General features: G+C 55.0%; 16 protein-coding genes and 1 pseudogene. 7 read left to right on the plus strand and 10 right to left on the minus strand.

Translation table 11 applies throughout. From position 1 onward, the window contains the following. Window positions 1-88 precede the first annotated feature (88 nt). From E4P32_RS23275 to rsmB, 5 genes are all read right to left on the minus strand, one after another. Entirely contained in the window at window positions 89-346 is a 258-nt protein-coding gene (locus E4P32_RS23275) for a DUF3567 domain-containing protein (RefSeq protein WP_016836074.1), read from the minus strand. Between the two features lie 398 nt (window positions 347-744). Beyond that, window positions 745-1,482 (minus strand): response regulator, encoded by a 738-nt coding sequence (locus tag E4P32_RS23280; protein ID WP_116436283.1) that lies wholly within the window; start codon window positions 1,480-1,482, stop codon window positions 745-747. A 211-nt stretch (window positions 1,483-1,693) separates the two neighbouring features. Next, entirely contained in the window at window positions 1,694-3,979 is a 2,286-nt protein-coding gene (locus E4P32_RS23285) for an ATP-binding protein (RefSeq protein WP_116436284.1), read from the minus strand. Next, window positions 3,976-4,512: a DUF4390 domain-containing protein gene (locus E4P32_RS23290; RefSeq protein ID WP_116436285.1), complete on the minus strand. Its 537-nt coding sequence runs from the start codon at window positions 4,510-4,512 to the stop codon at window positions 3,976-3,978. Before E4P32_RS23290 ends, E4P32_RS23285 begins: the two co-directional genes overlap by 4 nt. Before the next feature lie 103 nt (window positions 4,513-4,615). Next, complete coding sequence (gene rsmB / locus E4P32_RS23295) at window positions 4,616-5,971, minus strand: 16S rRNA (cytosine(967)-C(5))-methyltransferase RsmB (protein WP_199525687.1); 1,356 nt, start codon at window positions 5,969-5,971, stop codon at window positions 4,616-4,618. A 299-nt stretch (window positions 5,972-6,270) separates the two neighbouring features. Between rsmB and E4P32_RS23300 the strand changes: the two genes are divergently transcribed. After that, window positions 6,271-7,479, plus strand: a complete 1,209-nt coding sequence (locus E4P32_RS23300; RefSeq protein WP_116436286.1) for an MFS transporter — start codon at window positions 6,271-6,273, stop codon at window positions 7,477-7,479. 105 nt (window positions 7,480-7,584) lie between these two features. On the opposite strand, the gene E4P32_RS23305 is transcribed toward E4P32_RS23300, so the two are convergent. The 4 genes from E4P32_RS23305 to E4P32_RS23320 form a co-directional block, all read right to left on the minus strand. Next, window positions 7,585-7,929, minus strand: coding sequence for a DUF1840 domain-containing protein (locus tag E4P32_RS23305; RefSeq protein WP_116436287.1), 345 nt, complete (start codon window positions 7,927-7,929; stop codon window positions 7,585-7,587). Window positions 7,930-8,095: 166 nt separating this feature from the next. Further along, the gene (locus E4P32_RS23310) at window positions 8,096-8,644 is read right to left on the minus strand and encodes a hypothetical protein (protein WP_116436288.1); all 549 of its coding nucleotides are present in this window, start codon (window positions 8,642-8,644) and stop codon (window positions 8,096-8,098) included. Between the two features lie 18 nt (window positions 8,645-8,662). Next, a complete protein-coding gene (locus tag E4P32_RS23315) occupies window positions 8,663-9,634 on the minus strand; it encodes a DMT family transporter (RefSeq protein ID WP_116436289.1) in 972 nt (323 codons plus the stop codon). Between the two features lie 48 nt (window positions 9,635-9,682). After that, window positions 9,683-10,141 carry a hypothetical protein gene (locus E4P32_RS23320; RefSeq protein ID WP_116436290.1) on the minus strand — a complete coding sequence of 153 codons (459 nt, stop codon included), beginning with the start codon at window positions 10,139-10,141 and terminating at the stop codon, window positions 9,683-9,685. 121 nt (window positions 10,142-10,262) lie between these two features. Between E4P32_RS23320 and E4P32_RS23325 the strand changes: the two genes are divergently transcribed. Further along, window positions 10,263-12,296 (plus strand): oligopeptide transporter, OPT family, encoded by a 2,034-nt coding sequence (locus E4P32_RS23325; protein ID WP_199525688.1) that lies wholly within the window; start codon window positions 10,263-10,265, stop codon window positions 12,294-12,296. 15 nt (window positions 12,297-12,311) lie between these two features. On the opposite strand, the pseudogene E4P32_RS23330 reads toward E4P32_RS23325, so the two are convergent. Continuing rightward, a pseudogene (locus tag E4P32_RS23330) lies at window positions 12,312-12,905 on the minus strand (ATP-binding protein); the annotation flags it as partial. Between the two features lie 115 nt (window positions 12,906-13,020). Here E4P32_RS23330 and E4P32_RS23335 point away from each other — a divergent pair. The 5 genes from E4P32_RS23335 (at window position 13,021) to E4P32_RS23355 (ending at window position 21,704) form a co-directional block, all read left to right on the plus strand. Then, entirely contained in the window at window positions 13,021-14,187 is a 1,167-nt protein-coding gene (locus E4P32_RS23335; protein WP_116436291.1) for a tyrosine-type recombinase/integrase, read from the plus strand. Then, the gene (locus tag E4P32_RS23340; protein WP_135008787.1) at window positions 14,184-15,848 is read left to right on the plus strand and encodes a hypothetical protein; all 1,665 of its coding nucleotides are present in this window, start codon (window positions 14,184-14,186) and stop codon (window positions 15,846-15,848) included. Before E4P32_RS23335 ends, E4P32_RS23340 begins: the two co-directional genes overlap by 4 nt. Window positions 15,849-15,853: 5 nt before the next feature. Beyond that, window positions 15,854-17,647: a site-specific integrase gene (locus tag E4P32_RS23345; RefSeq protein ID WP_135008788.1), complete on the plus strand. Its 1,794-nt coding sequence runs from the start codon at window positions 15,854-15,856 to the stop codon at window positions 17,645-17,647. A gap of 6 nt (window positions 17,648-17,653) precedes the next feature. Further along, window positions 17,654-18,010: a hypothetical protein gene (locus E4P32_RS23350; protein WP_135008789.1), complete on the plus strand. Its 357-nt coding sequence runs from the start codon at window positions 17,654-17,656 to the stop codon at window positions 18,008-18,010. A gap of 253 nt (window positions 18,011-18,263) precedes the next feature. Further along, the gene (locus E4P32_RS23355) at window positions 18,264-21,704 is read left to right on the plus strand and encodes a P-loop NTPase fold protein (RefSeq protein ID WP_135008790.1); all 3,441 of its coding nucleotides are present in this window, start codon (window positions 18,264-18,266) and stop codon (window positions 21,702-21,704) included. The last annotated feature ends 32 nt before the right edge of the window (window positions 21,705-21,736 follow it).

The raw sequence follows: 21,736 nt of genomic DNA on the forward strand, positions 1-21,736 counted from the left end.
GGGGAGAAAGCAAGGCCCCGGCCGCGCCGCGTGCGGACCCGGGCAAGCCGCAACGCTGCCGTCTCCGGCAGGTCGCAGCGTGCTTGGTTCAGTGCAGCGTCATCGGGTGACGCATCATCAGGTCGTACTTGCTGAGGAAGGTGTCGATGTCTTCCATCGAGGGTTCCGTCGCGATCAGGTCCTGTACGTCCTTGCGGAACAGTTCGGCGGCGGGGCCATCGATGTAGATTTCGCGCTGGCCGGATTTGTCCATGATTTCATAGCCGCCGAAACGCAGGGCTTCGTGGTCGCGGTCGGCACCGAATTCAACGACGCTGTATTGCTCACTGTTGTAGATCAGGTTCATAGTGGCTCCTTGTGCAAATGCTTAAGCTTTGGAAAGGAAGTGGCGTCATATCGGGGTATTTCAAGGGTGGCGGGCGGCCGCCCTGGACGGCGTCGCTGTTGCGTCCCCCTGAATATGGTTACGGCGCAATCGGCGATAACTTTTGCCCGAATGACAAAATGACATGAAGAACGGGCGAGCTTCAGGGCCAAAGCGACAGGCCCTACAGGAATGGATGGAATGGACGCGAGAAGGTTCCTCAGAGGCAAGAGCAAGCTTGCCGGCAATCAGGCCGGGCGCGGAGGCGGCAGTAAAACTACGGTAAGGGAAGGCAAGCGGGGGAAACAGAGCCGGCAGGAAAGTATCGGCGAAACTGTAGGTGGACGTCCGACGGCATTGCGCCGTCGGTCGCAGGCTGCTTAAACGTGTTTCTTGGACAGTTTGCCCGGCTCGACGCCGAGTTGCTTGAGCTTGCGGTACAAGTGGGTGCGTTCCAGACCGGTGCGCTCGGCTACGCGCGTCATGCTGCCGTTTTCGCGCACCAGGTGGTATTCGAAATAGGCGCGCTCGAAGGCGTCGCGCGCTTCACGCAATGGCAGATCGAAGGAGATATTGGAGGCGTTGTCGGCGATCGGCGCATAGGCCGGCGCAGCAGCCAGGCCGTGGCCGTGATGCAGCGTGTCGGTCGCGTTCGGCGGCGCATAGGAGGACAGCGGGCTGGCGTGATGATCGATGCTGTCGGCGCTCGCGGCGACGGTCGGTCGGATGTACGACACCGGACGTGCCGGTTCGCGGCTGTGCGACAGGCCTTGCTGGACTGCCTTGAGCAGTTTTTGCAGTGCGATCGGTTTTTCGAGGAAATTGAGTGCACCGATGCGCGTGGCTTCGACCGCGGTGTCGATGGTGGCGTGGCCGGACATCATGATCACCGGCATGGTCAGCAAGCCGTCGCGCTGCCACTCCTTCAACAGGGTGACGCCGTCGGTGTCGGGCATCCAGATATCCAGCAGCACCAGATCCGGAACGCTGCCCAACCGCAACTCGCGCGCTTGTTGCGCGTTCTCGGCGGTTGCTACGACATGTCCCTCATCGCCCAAAATTTCCGAGAGCAACTCGCGGATACCCATTTCGTCATCGACGACCAGGATGTTAGCCATGTGCCTGCTTTCCTCACTAGATATTTTTGAGATTTTCCGTGCAACCGCTGAACTCTTTACAGCTCTGCTGCAAAAATCAATCTGGCTGGGCGTATGACTGGAACGGTACGTGAGTACGGCACGCAGACACACAACAACGCCGGGCTAATTCCGCAACCTTACTTGGTAAAGACCCATGTATCAACGGCAGCAATGAGAAAAATCTTAATCCTTATGCATCGGACGCTAACTTTAACAGCAAAATCAGTATTTTTGCGCCTCTTGTATCGCTACGATTTTGGATATCGATGCGGCCCCCATGTTCGTCGACGATTTTCTTGACCATCGCCAAGCCCAAACCCGTCCCTTTAGGTTTGGATGTTACATAAGGTTCGAACGCGCTGGCTAAAATTTTCTGGCTGAAGCCCGGTCCGTTATCGGTGATGGACAGCCGCACCGCGCTGCGCGCGACGCCGTTGGAGCCCTGGTACTTGACCAGTTCGGTGACGACGTCGATATGCGGCGTGATGTCGCCGTTCTCTGTGACCGCATCCTGAGCATTCTGCAGCAGATTGTGGATGACCTGGCGCAGCTGGGTGGCGTCGCCCATGACCTTCGGCAGATCCGGCGCCAGCCGCGCGTGGATGGTGTCGCGGCCGTCGCCGGCCAGGTAGAGGTGCAGGATTTCTTCGGTCAGCGCGTTGAGGTCGAGCGCCGACGGCTTGGCCGGCGGCGTCTTGGCATATTCGCGGAAGTCGTCGACCATGCGCTTCATGGCGCTGACCTGATTGACGATGGTGGTGGTGCTTTTGTCCAGGATGGCGGCGTCCGCCGGCAGCAGCTTGTCGGCCAGGCGCATCTGCAGGCGTTCGGCCGACAGCTGGATTGGCGTCAGGGGGTTCTTGATTTCATGCGCCAGGCGTCGCGCCACTTCGCCCCAGGCGATCGAGCGCTGCGCCGAAATGACCTTGCTGATGTCATCGAACACGACGACGTAGCCGACCCCGCTTTGCACCGGCAGATGCGAACCGCGCGCCAGCAGGATGGTCTTGCTGCCGTCCTTGCTGCTTTCGGCGCCGTCGCTGGTATTGGCGGCGCCGTTGCTGCTGCCACGGTGAGGCAGCTCGATCTGTTGTTGCCAGTGCAGGCCGTCTTCGGCGCTGTCGGAGAGATGGGCGCGCTGTTCCGAGAAGGCCTTGATGATGGCTTCGGCAAACAGCGCCTGGCCGTCGATGGTGTGCAACGGCGTGCCGGTGCTGCCGCTGAAATCGTACCCGAGGATGCGACGCACCGAGTCGTTGACGCTGACGATGCTGAATTCGCTGTCGAGCACCATCACGCCGGCCGACATGTTGGCCAGCACGGATTCCAGGTAGGCCTTGGCGTTTTCCAGCTCGGCGCGGTTCTTCTCGACGGAGGTACGCGCTTCCAGCAACTGCCGCGTCATGGTGTTGAACGACTGCGTCAGCGTACCGAGTTCGTCCGAAGTGCTGACGATGGGGCGCGGCGAGAGGTTGCCTTCGGCCACCGCCTTGGTGCCTTCGGCCAGCAGCAGCAGCGGCTTGGCCAGGTCGCTGGCGATCAGGAAGGCGCTGGCGATGGCGCCGAAGATGGCCAGCAGCAGCGTCAGCGTGAGCGTGACGATGTAAATCTTGCGCAGGCCGGAGCGCGCCACCGAGCGCTGCTGGTATTCGCTGTAAGCCAATCGCAAGGTTTCGGCATTGGTCGCGAGATAGTCCGGCACCGGCTGCAGGATCTGCAGGAAGCGATTGTCGTTCTGCAGCCCCATGGCTTTGGACGAGGCCGGCAGCGCGATGACCACATGCAGGCGCAGGTTGCCGTCGGCGTCCGACTCGCCGTTGAGCGGACGCGAGTCGTCGCTTTCCACCACCGAGAAGCCGCGCGAGAGGCGGGCCTGGCGCATCATCGCCGTGGTTGGCAGGATGGGCGTGAGCACGCCGATGCGGCCGCCCACGGCGGCGAGCACCTGGCCGTTGGCGTTGACCACGGTGATTTCCATGCTCTGGTCGCGTTGGCGCGACAGATAGGTGACCTGTTCGGATTCCGACATGTCGGACAGCTCCTGCGCCATCGAGCGCCCGCGCGCGGCGAGCTCGGTCAGGGAGGAGTCGAGCGCGTTGCGGCCGAGGTTGAGGCCGGACTCCAGCGCCGCCTCCATGCGCACGTCGAACCATGATTCGATCGAGCGCGACACGAACTGCACCGATACCAGATAAATCACCGCGCCGGGCAGGATGCCGATCAGCGCGAACAGCATCACCAGCCGCGCCAGCAATTTGGAACCGAATTTGCCGCGCCGGTAGCGTTTGTAGAGCCGTGTCAGCAGCAGGATCACCAGCAGCAACAGAGCCACGGCAGCCAGTGCGTTCAGGCCCAGCAGCCACGGGTAGTGCTGGTCGAACAGGGCGGAGTTTTCAGAGGCGGAGGCCAGCAGGAACAGCAGGATGCTGATGACGCCGCCGCCCACCACCAGCAAATAGCGCAAGGTACGGGTCATTCGACTTTGAAGGTGAATTCTCTCCAGTCGGAGGAGAGCCGCCAGTCGCTATTGTTGAGCGCGTTGATCTGGAACGGTTTGGGCAATTGCGCGACATCCAGTCGCATGCGCAGGCCGACGTTGTAGATATCGCCGGACTTGAGCGTGTTCTTGTCGGCGATGTTCCAGCGCGGCGGCCGGCGGATCAGCGACATGGCGTCTTCCAGCGAGGAAAAACTCTGCTGCAGCTGGCCGCTGGTGGACGCATGGTATTGCCGCGTCAGCACGTTATACGAAACGCGCACCGTGCGCGACACCGAGATGGAGACCTCGTCGAACCAGTACCAGCGCCGCCGCGTGAGCTGGACGTCAGTGGTGAAATACAGCGGCACGCCGCGCACCAGGGCATCTTCCAGGCTGCGGTTGAGCTCGAAGGCATATGATGCGGATAGCCGGTAGCCGTCGTCGGTGGCTTCCAGCCTAGCTTGGGTGATGTCGATTTCCGCAGCTTGGAGACCGGCGTGGCAGAACAGCAATACCAAGGCCAGCAACATGCGCTGAAGCCACCGGGACGGATGTAAGGATGCGGCCGGGGCCGCCGGTGGAAGTTGGCGGAATGACGGCAGATGCGTGGAAATAAGAGCCGATTGCGTCAATTCATGGTCCAGTTTTTTGAAACAGCGCATAAAACAGGCCGTCATGGTCGGTTTCTGCACTGGCGGTCGGCAGCAATTGACCTGGAGCGGGCAGTCGGACGGCGTGATAACCCGGATCGCCCTGATTGCCTTCGCCACGTTGGTGGCGGTGAGCAAATGCAGCCGCCTGTTCTTCCGATTCCTGCGGCCATAATGAGCACGTCACCAGCAGCAATTTACCACCCGGCTTTAGCATCTGCCAAAGATTGTCGAGTATTTGGGCGGAAAGTGTTGTGAGTTGCGCCGTGTCGCTTTTGCGGCGCAGCCAGCGAATATCGGGATGGCGGCGGACGATTCCCGAGGCCGTGCACGGTACATCGGCGAGGATGCGATCAAATTGTTTGCCATCCCACCAACCCTGGCCATCCGGGTTGCCATGACGGGCGTCGCCGGCCACCAGTTGCGCCTTGAGTTGCAAGCGTTGCAGGTTCTCTTCGATGCGACGCAGCCGCTTTGGGTCATTGTCGAGCGCCACCAGATCAAGTTCGGCGCATTCCAGCAGATGACCGGTCTTGCCACCCGGCGCTGCACAAGCATCCAGTACGCGCATGCCGTCCTGCACGTCCAGCAGCGGCGCCGCCATTTGCGCGGCAGCGTCCTGCACAGACGCCAGGCCGTCGGCGAAGCCAGGGATCTGGCTTACCGGCAGCGGCTTGTCCAGTCGCACCGCGTCGGCGCCGACCTGGCGTGCGCCAATGCCGTTGAGGGCCAGCAGGTGCAGGTAATCTGGCACGTTGGACTTGCGACGGTTGACGCGCAGCGTCAGCGGCGGAGCGGCGTTGCCGGCGCGCAGGATGTCCTGCCATTGGGCCGGATAAGCGCTCTTGAGGCGGTCGATCCACCAGGTCGGGTAATTCCAGGCGCCTGGCGGGGTTTTTTCCACTTGCGGCAGCAGCGCCGCGCGCTCGCGCAGGAAGCGCCGCAGGATGGCGTTGACCACGCCCTTGGCATGGCTCATCTCGGCGTCGGCGGCAGCCGCCTCGACGGCCTGGTTGACCACGGTGAAGGCGTCGTAGGCGGGATTCTCTTCGTCCAGCAGCAGGCTCAGCGCACAGGTCAGCAGGCCGTGCAGGATTTCCGGTTGCGGCGGTTTGTCGGCGAGCAGGGCCAGCACACCGTCGGCCACGCCGAGCCGACGCATCGACAGGTAAGACAGGTCCTGGATCGCGCCGCGCGCCTGCGGCGTCATGTCGGACCTGGCGAACTGGCGCGCCAGTGCTTGCGGCAGGGCGGTGCCGGCGCGCACGTCGGCGACGGCGCGCGCAGCGCCGTGCAGGCCATGGGCCAGGGAATCGATTTTCAGGGAAAAATGGGTCACATTATTGCTTGCTAAGGGCCAGTTTGACGCGGAGGCCGATGAAAGCGACGCCGATCACGCGTTCCAGCCATGTTTTGAGACGCGAACTTGACGATGCCCGGGCGCCCATGCGGAGCGTCAGTGTACCAGCCACGACGGCGGTGGCGCTATTCCAGAACGTCGACATGACAAGAAAGTCAGGCCGGGAGGCAAAAAAAATGCGCAGCGCTCATGCGGGCTCCCGCGAAAAGCCGCCTCCGGCAGGATCCTGTCAATTCGGCTACAGTGTGCTCCTCATTTTCGACTGAAAGCCCCGCCTCATGGACACCGCAGCAGCTTTGCAAGGCAAGCAACAGGATATCGCCGGCTGGATGATTACGCTGCTGGCGGCGGCCTGCGGCATCATCGTCGCCAATCTTTATTACGCGCAGCCGCTGATCGGCCCGATCGCCGTCGCCACCGGCATCTCGCCGGGCGCCGCCGGACTGATCGTGACCCTGGCGCAGATCGGCTACGGCCTCGGACTGTTGTTCATCGTGCCGGCCGGCGACCTGATCGAAAACCGCAAGATGGTGCTGGTGCTGATGGCCATCACCTGCGTCGCACTGGTCGGCGCCGCCTATGCGCAGGGCGCCGCGCAATTCTTCCTGGCCGCCTTCGTGATCGGCGTCAGTTCGGTCGGCGCTCAGGTGCTGGTGCCGTACGCCGCCCACATGTCGCTGCCGGAAACGCGCGGGCGCGCCGTCGGCAACGTCATGAGCGGCTTGCTGATGGGGATACTGCTGGCGCGACCGCTGTCGAGCCTGGTGGCGGACCTGTTCGGCTGGCACGCGATCTTCGGCATCTCGGCCGTGGTGACTGCCTTGCTGGCCCTGGTGCTGGCGCGCTACCTGCCGGCGCGCCGTCCCCCGGCCGGCATGCATTATTTCGCCCTGCTGGCGTCGATGTGGCATCTGGTGCGGACCACGCCGATCCTGCGTCGCCGCTCGGCTTACCACGCGATGATGTTCGCGGCGTTCAGCCTGTACTGGACCACGTCGCCGCTGTTCCTGGCCGGTCCGACCTTCAACATGTCGCAAAGGGGTATTGCGCTGTTCGCGTTCGCCGGTGTGATCGGGGTGATTGCGGCGCCGATCGCGGGTCGCGTGGCCGATCGCGGCTGGAGCCGTCCGGCCACTTGCGTGGCCATGTTGTCGGTGGCGGCCTCGTTCCTGATGACGCATTTCTGGAGCGGCGGGAGAGAGTCCTCGCTGGCGGTGTTGCTGGCCTCGGCGATCCTGCTCGACTTCGGCGTCTCGGCCAATCTGGTGCTGAGCCAGCGCGCCATCTACGCGCTCGGCGGTGAAATCCGCAGCCGCCTCAACGGCCTGTTCATGGCGACCTTCTTCGGCGGCGGCGCGCTCGGTTCGGCGCTGGGCGGATGGATTTACGCGCAGGGCGGCTGGAGCGCCACCACCTGGCTGGGATTTGCATTCCCGGCGCTGGCTTTGCTGTATTACTTTACGGAACTGCGCACGCGCGCGAAGTAATTCTCTTCGTTAATCCTTTTCAGTAATTCTTTTTCAGCCCGCTGAAACGACTGCAGGAGCCATCGGCTCCTGCAGTGTGGTCCTACGGCAATGGGTCCGCCTGACTCAGACGCCCCACAGCACGTCGTAATTTCCCTTTTTCGCTTCACGCAGCATGTCCAGCAGCGGATAGGCGCGCGCCGAAAATGTCACCGGCTCGATTTTTTCATGGCCGTTGTCGTCGCCGTTGGCGTTGTGATGCGCATGCACATCGCGTTCCAGGGCTTCGGCGGCTTCATGCGACTTGCTGCTGTCGATCTGCTTCTCGATCAGCGCGACCGCGTCGGCGCTTTCGGCTGCGGTGATCACGCCGCGCTTGATGTCCTTGTGCAGCAGGTCGAGGATGGGCTTGGCATGGGATTCATACATGACAACATCTGCAGCCGCTTTTGATTTGAACGTTACCAGCATATTTCCTCAGGGTATTGATGTTAATGAAAGCGTATCCGCCTGTTTCCTTCCGGATAACGCATTGTTGCTTAACTTTGGTCTTGATTATTGCCTAATGGTTTACGGCAGACCGACAGAATACCCCGGACGCGCCGCCCTTGTCATCTGCGCCGCCGCCTCAGGCGTGTCAGTTTGGAGCAAACGAGGTGAAAAAGGTTTCGGCGTGTTCGGCTTCGATGGACTTCTCCGGGCCGACGATCAGCACCTGGTAGATGCGCTTGTCGCGCGCCAGCAGCCGCGCCATGAGCCGCATCGGCTGGCCGCGCGCCACGCCGGCGGCAACCACGTCGACGGTGCGGTCGCCGGCGGCGGGTTTGCCCGGAAGCGTCGCCGCCACCGGCGCGCCGCCGATGTTGTTGATCAGCGCGGTGCGCATCGCCTCCAGCGCCTTCGGGGTCTGTGCGGCGTCGGCCAGCTCGGCGGCGCCGACGGCGAAGGTGACGCCGTCGATCTCGGCGGCGGTCATGGTCATCGACACCGGCAGGCCGTCCAGGTCGATCTGGCGCGTGAAGGACGCCGGTTTGGCCGGCAGCAGCACGGTGAACTGGATCTTTTCGCCGTGGGCTTCGCGCCAGTTGTATTTGGGCGAGCAAGCCGTCAATACGCAGGTAAAGAGTGCAAGCAGAGTGAGGGAACGAGCGAAGGAAAAGGCGGGGGATACCTGGCGCATGGTCATGGAAGAGTCAAGATGAAATCAAGGTGAATGCGAAACCGCAGGCCGGCGCGAGAACGTCCGCACGCCGTAGACCACGCCGATGCACAGCAGCACCGCACCGGCCAGCACGCGCAGATCGGGGGCGACGCCGCGCAGCAGGAAAGCATACAGCAAGGCCGCCAGCGTTTCGAACACGATCAGCTGCGCCACCAAAGCGGTCGGCAGCAGCTGGCTGGCCTTGTTCCACAGCAGCGTGCCCAGCCACGACGCCGACAGTCCGATCACCAGCATCATGGCGACGAAGACGCCGGGACGCGGTCCCAGCGGGAATGCGTATTCGCTGCCGCCGGCGTAGCCGAAAATCCCGAACAGCGCAAAGCCGATCAGCGCCATCGGCAGGGTGGCCAGTCCCTGCGCGGTAGCCCACGTGACCGAGTTGATATGCGTATGCGCGCGCAGATAGCGCGAATTGACGATCGGATACCAGGTCCAGGCAGCGACGGCGCAGACCGCGATGATGCAGCCCAGCGCATAGTCGGTGGTGGAGCGCGTGTTGCCGATGGTGTTGCGCAGGTGTTCCAGCTCACTGCCGTTGACCAGCGTCAGGCCAAGGCACAGGATCACCAGCGACGGCGCCAGCCGGCTCCACGCGACCGATTCCGAGACGTGACCGGGACGCCAGTTGGCGCACACCGAAATCACAATCGGCAGGGTGCCGATCAACATCGTCGGCAACGGCGCGTCGGCTAGCTGGATCGCGGTGGCCAGCATGGCGTAGTAAAGCAGGTTGCCGACCAGGGCAAGTTTGAAGGCGACGGTCCAGTCCTGCCGGCTCAGGAGTCCGATGCGGCGACGGTCAAACCAGGCCGGCACCAGCGCGATCAGGCCGAAGGCGACATAGCGTCCCAGCGACAGCACTACCCCGGGGTAATCACCGAGCAGCAACGGCGTGACGAAAACCAGGCCCCACATCAGGCCGGCGCACAGCGCGCAGAGTATTCCGATAAGCATGGGAGGATCAGGTATAAGCCCGCAGGCGAAACCTGCAAGTGTGGTCTTTTATTGGCATTCGCGCTGGAACTGTTCTTCCGCTTTGGCGCGCCGGCTGTATTCGATATCGCCGGACGGACGGCCCGGCAAACTGTTGGACGACTGCACCTGCAGGCCTGGCATCGGTGACGGCGGCGGCATCGGCGCCGCACGCCTGCCGTCGCGGCGCGGTCCTTCCGGATAGGTGTCGCGCGGTGCCTCGGGCGGCGCGTGGCGGGCGCGGTCGATATCCGCGCGCAACTGGCGGCAGCGTGGGCTCAAGGTCACCGGCGGCTCTTTGTCGCCAAGGCCTTTGGCGGCGCTGCCGAGGTCGAGGTTGAGGCCTTTTTGTGCGCCGGGCGGCAAGGGGTTCATGGCCTTGTCGATCGCACTGCTGTCCGCATTCGTTGAATTCGTGGCACCGAATGCGGCGGCGCCGGTCAAAGCCAGCAACAGGGAAACGACGGCAAGGCGGACGAGCTGATTCATGGCGGCGGGATCTTTACGAAGAGCCTCATGATAGCAAACGACGCTGCAGCGGCAGACGGGGAAAAAATGACGACAGATCATTCCAGACCATCCACGTCCATCAAGAAGGAGATATTTTCCCATGCCCCATCCCGATCCTCTCCATCCTGCCAATCCCGCGAGCCACAACATGGCCGAACTGACGCTGCGCGGCATCATCCTCGGCGCACTCATCACCGTCGTCTTTACCGCATCCAATGTTTACCTGGGCCTGAAGGTCGGCCTGACCTTTTCCTCGGCCATTCCGGCCGCGGTGATTTCAATGGCGGTGCTGCGCCTGTTCGGCTCCGCCAGCATCCTCGAAAACAATATGGTGCAGACCCAGGCCTCGGCGGCCGGCACGCTGTCGGCGGTGATTTTCATCCTGCCCGGACTGGTGATGATCGGCCACTGGCAAGGTTTCCCGTACTGGCAGACGTTCGGCATCTGCGCCGCGGGCGGCATGCTCGGCGTGCTGTTCACGATTCCGTTGCGGCGGGTGATGGTGGTGCAGAGCGAGCTGCCGTATCCGGAAGGACTGGCGGCTGCCGAAATTCTGCGCGTCGGCAACGCCGATACGGCAGGCGGCGGCGATGACGTGCGCAAGGGGCTCAACGACATCTGGGCCGGCAGCATCGTGTCGGCGGCGGTGGCGCTGGTCACCGGCGGCTTTCGCCTGCTGTCGGAGAGCTTGAATGTCTGGGCCGGCGTCGGCAACGCAATATTCCGCTTGCCGTTGGGTTTTTCTCTGGCCCTGCTCGGCGCCGGTTATCTGATTGGCATCGTCGCCGGCGTGGCGGTGTTGATCGGCGTGATCATCAGCTGGGTGTTCGCAGTACCGATTCTGAGCCTGCTGACGCCCGCACCTCAGGGCACCGCCATCGCTACCTATGCCACCGGTTTGTGGAGCAGCCAGGTGCGCTTCATGGGCGCCGGCACCATCGGCGTGGCGGCGGTGTGGACCTTGATCACCTTGTTCCGGCCGATGGTGGCCGGTGTGCGCGAATCGCTGCGCAGCCGCAGTACCCTCGACGACGGCAGCGAGCGGCCGCTGACCGACCGTGATTTGCCGGTGCGCGCGATTGCCCTGATCGGCATCGCCGTGATGGCTTTGTTGACGCTGATCTTTGCGATGTTCCTGATCGATGCGCCCCTGTCGTTGCCTCTGTTGTGCGGACTGGTGGCCATGAGCCTGGTGTTTTCGTGCGTATTCGGTTTTCTGGTGGCGGCGGCCTGCGGTTACATGGCCGGGCTGGTGGGCTCGTCCAGCAGTCCGATTTCCGGCGTCGGCATCATTGCGATGATCCTGGTGTCGCTGTTGCTGCTGGCCTCGGGCAGCGTGGATCATCTGCTCGATGCGCCCGGTTCCAGCAAGCTGCCGATCGCGCTGGCGATCTTTGTGACTGCGGCCATCATCGCCATCGCGGCCATCGCCAACGACAATCTGCAAGACCTCAAGACCGGCTGGCTGGTGGGCGCCACGCCTTACCGCCAGCAGATCGCGCTGCTGATCGGCAGCGTGGTCGGCGCTGCGGTGATTTCACCGATCCTCGAACTGCTTTACAACGCCTATGGTTTCGTCGGCGCATTGCCGCGACCCGGCATGGATGCTGCGCACGCATTGGCAGCGCCGCAGGCGACATTGATGACGGCGATCGCCAACGGCATCTTCACGCATCAGTTGAACTGGACCATGATCCTGATCGGCGTAGCCATCGGCGCGCTGCTGATCATCATCGACGTCGTCCTGGAAAAACGCGGCAGCAAGACGCGCGTGCCGGCGCTGGCGGTCGGCCTGGGCATCTACTTGCCGCCCTCGGTCGGCATGGCGCTGGTGGCGGGCGCGCTGATCGCCTGGGGTTTGCAGCTGCATCTGGCCAGACGCAAGGCGTCCGGCCAGATGGATAAGGCCGGGGCCGAGCGCATCGAGCGGCGCGGCGTACTCGTGACGTCCGGGCTGATCGTCGGCGAGAGCCTCATGGGCGTGATCCTGGCGGCCGTGATCGGCGCCACCGGGCGCGACAATCCGCTGGCGCTGGTCGGCGCCGGTTTTGCACCGGCGGCGCAATGGCTGGGATTGGCGGTGTTCGTGCTGGTGATTGCGTGGTTCGTACGCAGGCTGTTGAAGGCCGCCTGAGGAGAGCGAAGCGCGTTATTGTTCGCGCAGTGCGCGCCGATATTGAATCGCCTCGGCGATATGGGCTTTGCCGATCACCGGTTCGGCCTCCAGGTCGGCTACCGTGCGCGCCACCTTGAGCACACGGTGATAGGCGCGCGCCGACCAGTTCAGACGCGTCATCGCGGTACGCAGCAAGTCTTCGCCGGCGGCGTCTGGTTTGCAGTGCAGGTCGATTTCGCCGGTCGACAGCAGATGATTGCTCTTGCGCTGGCGCTGTTGTTGCACCTCGAAGCTTTGCGCCACGCGCGCGGCGATGTGCGCCGATGCTTCTCCGGCGGCTTGTTGCCGCAAATCGTCATGAGCGACGGCGCCGACCTGGATCTGCATGTCAATGCGGTCCAGCAGCGGACCTGAAATTTTCCCCTGATAACGCGCCACCTGATCCGGCGTGCAGCGGCATTCGCGATGCAGCGCGCCGAGGTAGCCGCAGGGGCAGGGATTCATGGCGGCAATCAGTTGAAAACGCGCCGGGAAATCGGCCTGGCGCGCCGCCCGTGAAATCGTGATCTGACCCGATTCGAGCGGCTCGCGCAATACTTCCAACACCTTGCGATCGAATTCCGGAATTAGGTGTACAACATTGTCTGTCTATATGATTTCCCTCACAACCGTGGGTATGCTGGAGTTTTGCTGGCTCTTAGTAGTGGGGACGCTAGCTTGGAATGAACGTGATTACTAACATATGGCTTTCAGACTGCGCTTACTTAGCCCCTCGAAGACGTTCAAATCTGAGGCGGAATTTAGAACTCTAGATGCTGAAGGTTTCCTTCGGGATACTCCGCTTGCGTTATTCAACAGCCCAGGAGTCGCTTTAGTTGTAGATGAAGTAGTTCACTGGAACGCGTCCTTCTACCTCTTGGAGAACTGCCTATTTGGACATAGCCAAACGGGAGACACAGTAAGGACATATGGAGAATCGTTAATTTCATATTTGAATTTTCTCGGTGAGAAAAATATTTCACTTGAAGATGTAACAGAGCTCGTAATTTATCAATATCGAAATTATTTACTATCAAACAATAAAAAAGCGCCATCAGTTCGAACAGTAAATTTGAGAGTGTCTACCGCGTCTAGATTCCATCAATGGGGTGAGGAACGCGGTCAATTCTCAAGTCCCCTTGGTAAAAGAATCGTTACGGAAAGCAAACCAAGCCAACATTTCTTTAACGGCAGAAATCAAAGAAGAAATACTGGTATCACCAGTTTCTTACCGTTTGCGGAAAGGCGTATCCCACGAGTTTTAACTGTCGCTGAAATACAACTGTTGTTTCGGACGAGTCCGAAGCCCTTTTCGTTAATCTATAAATGGGCAGTCGTCACTGGACTTCGACGATTTGAGATCTGTAATTTAACGGTAGCCGATCTCCCTATTCGCTCCAGCGAAGTGACCCGCAATTTACGAGAGATACGTATTCAGCGAAAAGGGGGAAAAGATGCAACCGTGTACGCGCCGGATAGCCTAGTCGATGAAACATGGTGGTATCTCATCGCAGATAGACCCAAGCCTATAGACGGCAACGAGAAATACGTTTTCTTAGGTAAAAACGGCAAACAATTTAATCGTCAGTATATTTCCTCGATGTTTAAGAGAAATGTCTCTACCTTCTCCCAAGACATGACGTTTCATCATCTGAGACATACATTCGCTGTATTAACGTTGACTCTGCTTCAACGTCGTGCTGAACAAGGTGACTCGATCAATCCACTAAAGACGCTACAAGTCTTGATGGGGCATTCTTCAATAGAGAGCACCGAAATATATTTACGCGCGTTAGATATCCATTCGGAGTCGGTTGAAGAGGTACTGAACTACCTATATGGAAGCGCTGTAGATGGAGGCATGCGATGAGCCAAGACCCACTGGTAGTGGTTTCAGTAGGAAACGACGGAAAGTCGATTCGAAGTTTTGACTTCAACACTCTTGGACTAAATATCGCAAGTGCACGCGCCCTTAAGACGGCTTTTGAACTATCTCTGTCGGGTTGTACAGTCGAAACAAAAAGTCAAATGTGGCGGGACATAAAGATTTTCGCGCAACATCTATGCGATAGAGAGATCAGCGGAAGTACCCCATTTCCACCCACAGTTCTAAATACTTTTCGAGATTATCTTTCGTCATCCAACCGTTCTAATCGACACAAATATGTGATTTTTACGCATATCACTCGCCTTATTGTGTGGTGTACACGGAATCTTCCTGACGCCGTTGATGAAAAGTTAAATATAGATCCTCTCCATACTTTTTACGTACGAGACGAAAACAGAAACATAGAAAAGAGAGCGAAGCTTGATGAGAACAAAATCAAGGCTGTGCTTGCAGCAGCATACGCGGAGATCGATGAAATAGTGTCTCGAATTGACTCGATGCGAGCGGAGATAAAAAACATTGCCAGCGGTTCGTCAAATAGTTCATTAGCGATACTTATTAGTGATCTCGTGGAGTTTGGAGACGGTTTTTTTCCGTCACAGAAAATACTAAGAACTAATAGTTCTCTGGCCAAGAGAACTGTATCTGCAGGGGGAACAATCCTTCTGTCTAGTTACTTATACCCTCGGGCACGAGATATCTTTCCATTCTATTTGGCAATTCTTTGTCAATGCAGTGGAAATCCAATGTCGATGCGCCTTTTAGAAAGAGATTGTGTAAAAGCGCATCCCATAAGAAGTGATCGTCGTCGTATCGTTTGGGAAAAGAAAAGATCAGGCTATGAGCAAAAAGCGGATTTCAGTGAGGGACGCAAGAGGAGTGCTCCCAATCTTGTCGATATTGTTCTGCGAATGACCGAGCCGTTAGTCACACTTTCTTCTATTCAAGAAAAGAAATATCTTTTCCTGGCGTATAGCGGGAGTAAGGCCGATGTGCCGAGTTGGCAAGGTATGCACGATCAACTTAATCGATTTATAGAACGGCATAATTTGCCAAGATTCGAACTTCGAGATCTCCGACGTGCCGGTGCGGAACTCCATCGAGATGCAGCTGGAAGTCTATTGGCAGCAAAGAATCGACTGAACCACAGGTCGGTAAAAACTACTTCTTTGTATGTATCCCAACTCGATTATCGAGAAGCAAGCGACAAGGTTATTGCTGAAGCACAAGCTTCATTGGCTTCATCAGTTATCGGTGGTGTCAACGCTGAAAATATAGAGGCGTCTAAGCAAAAGCCGATTGAGACGGTCTTTGGTTTCATATGCAAAAATCCTTGGGAAGGCATCGCAAAAGGCTCTGCCAAAGGCTCTCTTTGTACGAAATTCACTGCGTGTGCGACGTGCCCTGGTGCAATCATCCCCCTTGACGATATCGCAGTAGTTGCCAAGCTCTTGAAAACACTCGAGCAATTAAAGGATACGTATGCACGGGCGATCAATGAGGGGTGGTTAGAAAGATTTAAGATTTTCTATGAGCCTACTCAACGAATCTTGGAGCAGGAACTTTTGCCCCATGTAAGTCATCAGGTGCTGAGATCTGCGCAGAAAATTGTTAGCCAAAATCAGATTCCCTATTTGGAGTAGGAGAAATGATTGAAGAAATCGGGCAAATATGGAAATTCTCGAATCATGCCTTGTACGTAGGCCGTTCTATCTCAATAGACTGGGAAACGTTTCTATTTGAAAAAATAGAGAGTCGATACTATCGGCAGACATTTAAAAAAAGCGCACAGGAATTTCTTCGAGCGGTAGATCAAAGAACCGAAGCCTTGGCGGGAGTTTCAAGTCCCTTATCCATGGCAAATGTAGCTCGCTTTCTACGGCGGCTAGTTCGGTGGATGATTGAAAACGATATCTATCGCTTTAGCGAGCTAGAGGCACACCATTTAATTCTCTTTGTTAAAAATAGGCCTGATAGTAAAAAAAATGTTCTGACAGAAGGATACTTGCGGGCGCATATTCGGATTTTTGAAAAACTCTGGGAGCTGAGGTCTCTCTACCCGGCTTCTTTGCAGATTAATCCGTTCACAATCTCCGAGCTCAGGTCGTTGCAGAGATTTTCGGTCAAAGCCAAACGGTGGATTCCGGTTCCTCAGGAAATAGCTGTCTCATTGCTTCGTGATGCTATCGATTGGATAGAGAACGACGCCCCGCATACGATTAACTTGATAAAGGATCATGACTGTTTAAGAGGCAATCTCCGAGGATTGACTAAAGCGGAGATGAGGACGCGCTCGAATGCTGCGTACAACGCCATACAGAAAAATCCGGAATTTTCTTCGCTTCACCGTCGACTGAGTAACAAGTCAGAAATAATTGACTCTCAAGAACTACTACGCAGAGCCGTTCGTATATCGCTTGGTGCTGCGGCAATACTAATTCTTTTCTTTAGTGGAGTGCGCTGCAGCGAACTACTTTCACTCGAGCTAGATTGTTGTACTGAGCGTCGCCATTCGGACGGAGAACTCTATTGGTACATGGAGGGCATTGCCGCAAAAAAAGGCGGAATCAGAAAAGAGTGGGTTGTTCCGTTACCTGTCGTGAAGGCAATACGTTTTCTAGAGAAACTACATGCTGCGGCAATACCAGAAATAGAAAATTCTTTTCTCTTCGCTATTCCAAATGGCAACGGAATTCTACCGCCACCTTATGTAACCGTCCGTCGACTTTGGTCTTCTGGAATCTCGGATCTTATTAAATTATTTGCAGGTGCCGGTTTTCGGTTGCATCCAGTTAAAAAAAATATGCGACTCCATCCGCACCAAGCAAGAAAGACGTTTGCGAAATTCGTTGTGCTTCGCGATAGGAGGGGATTGGAAGCATTAGCGCCTCACTATGGCCATATATATACAGCGATTCTCGACGGCGCATATGTAGGTTCAGATATCAGTTTGCATCATTTGCTTAATGAAGAGTCAGAGCTAGAATTAACTAGAGGTCTGACAGATCTACTGACTGCAAAAAGTCTTGGAGGAAAAGCAGGAGAAATGCTATCGATAGTAAGAAACGAAGTTTCGCAAAAATTCAGAGGAAAGAGAGCCCTTAACTCAATCGTTAAAAAATTGATTCGTGACGGAATTACGCTTGCCCCATGCGATTGGGGCTATTGCGTATATGCGCAGGATTTGTCTGCATGCGGAGGAGATGAGCGCGGGCCGAGCTTGATCGACAGAGAGCCGAATATCTGCGCTTCATGCGGTAATTTTGCGGTAACCGAAAAACATCGTTCTTGGTGGGAAGAGCGTGCAGTGCGAGAGGAAAAATTTATTAAACAAGATGGGTTAAGTATTCAAACGATTACAGTAGTGAAAAATCGCGCAAGTAATACTCAAGATGTGCTCGAAAAATTAAATAGATCAAAGAGTAACGTAGTAAAAAAATAGAAAACCATGTCGATTACCAAAGAAAAAATATTGACAGCATTGGCTTATCTACGCGATCAAAACGAAGTGGTCTCCGTATCAAAAGTATGCCGCCTGGCTGAAGTAAATCGGGCAAATTTATACGCAAACTATCCGGAGCTGATTTCACTACTTACCGCAGAGCGAGGAAATACGTTTATTAAAAAACATACCTATGTCGAAAACAAAAATAGTGCGAGTGATGAAATTTCCGGGCTAAAGAAGGAAATACAGTTTTTAACTTATGCTTGCGCAGAGTTAAAAATAGCTCTCGAGAATGAACGCCGCACCGTTAATTTTCTGAAGTTGGAAATAGCAGAGAAAAAAACTAGCCGTAGAAAATAGAGTGCTCATGGGTAGCCTAGAAAAACTGTGCAATCAGTAAAATTTATAAAAAAGCTCTGTGCATTATCGAAAAGCTTTAGTGACTAAAGCTTTAGTTGCTAAAGCCTTTAGTCACTAAAGGTTTGCACTTATAGTGATCTACGTGACTTCATTGTCTTTAGTGACTAAAGACACTCAGAAGGCATGCTACAGTTGATCGCATAAAATTAGAAAACTACTGCGGATCCTCAATCTTCAATTTAGGTGAACTGATTTGACCACACAAAAAGAAACACTACAGTTCAAACGGCCTCAACTTTTAACGGACACGCCGTCAGATTTAGACAAGCTTCAATCACATCAACGAATCGCAGACGCGATGTATGAAGCTATTGATACGCAACCTGGTGGAAAGACGATCGGTCTTGAGGGAAGTTGGGGGGCTGGTAAATCTACGATTATCAGACTTCTATCAAAGACGATCACTCAGGCCAGCAATTCACCGCCATTTTTAATCTTTAATTTCGATGCTTGGGCACACCAAGGGGATCCTCTTCGGCGGGCATTCTTAGAGGGCTTAATTGATCATTGTTTAGCGAAGCACTGGATTGGTGATGGAGCTTCATCTAAAAAAGATAGCACTAAAGAATGGGAAGATGAAAAAGGAAAGCTGGCGAGAAGAATTAAAGAATCTAAAAAAGAGACGATGCCCGTTCTTACCTCTATTGGACGGATTCTTCTTCCGCTTTTACTGTTATTGCCTTTGGGAATGTCTTTGATTTCAGGAGGGTTAAATAAGGCTCCAGTTTCTTGGTTGGTGCTAATTATAGGTTTAGTTATTTTGGCTTCTCCTGGTTGTGTTCTTTTCTGGTTTTGGCGAAAAGCCAAAGGGAACGCCAACGATCAACAGCGCCTGCTCACGATGTTTTATCAAAAGGCGTCTACTGAGGAATTAACTAAAACTATCGAGACTAGTGAGCCTACTACGCTCGAGTTTCAAAATGTATTTAGTCGTCTCCTTACCAATGCGCTAAGCGAAGATGATCGACGTATGATTATCGTTCTTGATAATCTAGATCGGATCTCTTCAAGTGAATCTGCTGGCATATGGGCGATGTTACGTTCTTTCATAGACAATCCCCAATTTTCAAAAGAACCTTGGTTCATTCAGTTGTGGGTGGTGATACCGTATGCACCCCTTGGGTTAGCTGTAGATAAGGACGATCAGCGAAATCGTTCTGCTCAATCTCAAGAGCAATTCTTAGAAAAGGTCATTCAGGTTAAATTTTACGTGCCACCTCCAGTACTTTCCAACTGGAAGACCTATTTAAACGAGTTGCTAGGAAGCGCATTCCCTCAAGCAAAAGAGAGCGCTTCTTTCTATAGAATTTATTTATTATTCGCTGATGAGCTGTCAGTAGACAGCCCACCAGGCCCTCGAGAGCTCGTGACGTTGATCAACGACATCGTTGCCACTGACCTACAATGGCAAGGGATAATTCCTCTCGAACATCAAGCTCTTTTCGCCGTCTTAAAACGCAACGGTAGAGAAATATCCAAGGAGTTGATTAAGCGAACATTGCCCACTGGAAAGCAGATCTCGATTCTCGGTCCCGATGTCGGTGGGTCGTTGGCTGCTCTTACGTTTAATCTAGATGTAGATAGTGCCAACCAAATACTGTTAATTCCACGTTTGAAGGAGGTTCTTACTGACGGATTAGGAAAGGAACTGGCGGAGGAATATCGAACTAGACGTGGATTCTCAGAAATTCTAGAGGTAAATTTTGGCTCTGTTATCAGAGAGGACATGCCTCATAGCCTGAGTTACGTGCTGAGAATTATTGTGTCCCTATTCAAAAGCAACATACTGAAAGAAGCGAAATTTGAAAGTCAGCAAGAAATCCTGCAACAGATAGGACTCGTTATTGGCGAATTACCCTATTGGCCGTTAAACGAAGAATTACTTCCAGCAGCGTTAGACGCTTTTGTTCAGTTGGACTCGGCCCGCCAATTTCGCGTCACTTTTCAGAAAAGCCTCCATCGGACAAGCAAATGGTTTGACGATATAACAAACAAACTCGAGCTAGGGGATGAGCTTGCTAAGTACAAACCGATATTGAAGACGATTTCCGATATACGGAATAGCTGCGAAATTAAAGATTACTTTGACGAGACTTGGTCGATACCGGAAGTCACAATTCTTTGTGATGATCGATTCTGGATCGAGCTCTGTAGCTACATGTGGGGCCAGGATAACCTCGTCCTAGATTCAGTTGGGCCTAGTCGAGGTGATGAGAATATATTTGAGTATATGAAGGATGAAATTGGCTTTGGCCGTTTTAGCTTCTCGATTTACCAAACGCTTCTACGATATATTAAAGTCGAAAAAACAAAATATTTATCGAAAGTGATAGATCTTGTTCTTACTCGAATATCGGCCACTACATCTATTTCGACCCAGGAGATATATCTCTCCTACTCACTCTTGTCAACGGTATCGCATGTCGATGCAACCTTTAAGGATGGACTGGCGAAAAATATCAATGACGGTTGGATACTTCATTTTCTTTATCAGACCTTCGTTGCGGAAAGGCAAGATCGAGTTTCATCCGTACTTATTGCTATTTGGCTAAACGAAAATCCGGCTGCCGAGTCTCCTGCTGCTGTAGGTAATAGTGTGCCAGGTTATGCGGCAGTTTCTGAGTTTTTAAGATCGCCCTCGACTCGCCCTGAATTGCTAAGTACTTTATGCGAATTTCTAGACAGTCAAAATGGCCGTGAGTCAATCTTCCAGATTGCGTGGTCGAAGGGAGTTGCTTATCCGCTAGCGGTAGAGCTAATAGTGCAACTCACAAATGAAGAAAATATTTCTTTAGTATTGAATGGTTCAGATTTAGTTAGAAAAGCTATTTTTATTCTCTATTCCTTTAAAGCGGCCGGGAAAGATAGTTTGCTGGTATGGAATTTTCTTGGAGAAGAGATTGGTAGGGCGGATGTTATTGAGAAAATTGTATCGACCCCTTTAACTGATAAACATTTGGATTTTTACGAATCTTTAATTGAAAACACTTTAATTGGGAAAAATGAACTTTTTGTTAAATGGTGCAGAACTTCACTCATTGGTGTCTCTCGAGAGGACTTCGCAACGGATTTGATGTCTTTTGGCCCATGGACAAAACTCATTCTCAAGTTAAGCACGTCGCCTATACCTTTGAAATTGGGAACGCAATTCCGTGACGCTTTGAAGGATGTTGCTATAGCTCTTCAGAAGGGGGAATCTGTTTCATCCGAGACCGTTACGGCGGCCAATGAACTGTTCGATGCAATCGAGCCGGCGTTGATGAGTGGATTTACCGATGAGTTGTACGAGTTAACTGCCAGAGCTGCGCAAGGGGCTTTATCTGAGAATTTTTTTAGCTTCATTGGTGATCTTTTGGCCCGACACCGCGTTCTCGCAGTCGCGTCTAACAAAGCCATTAGACGTTTGATTATTCCTTTGGTGGAACAGCTCTGCCTACCCGGACTAGAGTGGTTATCTCGAGCTCTTGCTCAAGACTCGTCGATATTAACGGGCGGGGACGGTGCTGCAATACAGGATCTATTCGAGAAACTTCAATTGTCCTTAAAAGAAGCTCCTGAAGTGGATGTCATAAATAAACTATATGCACAGCTGCTATCTTCCCATCCAGAGTTTCTGCTCGGGGACAAGAATTAACAAGGACACATAAATTGGACGGCTATTACAGT

Source organism: Herbaspirillum sp. 3R11 (genome assembly GCF_004563925.1).
Lineage (GTDB): Bacteria > Pseudomonadota > Gammaproteobacteria > Burkholderiales > Burkholderiaceae_D > Herbaspirillum.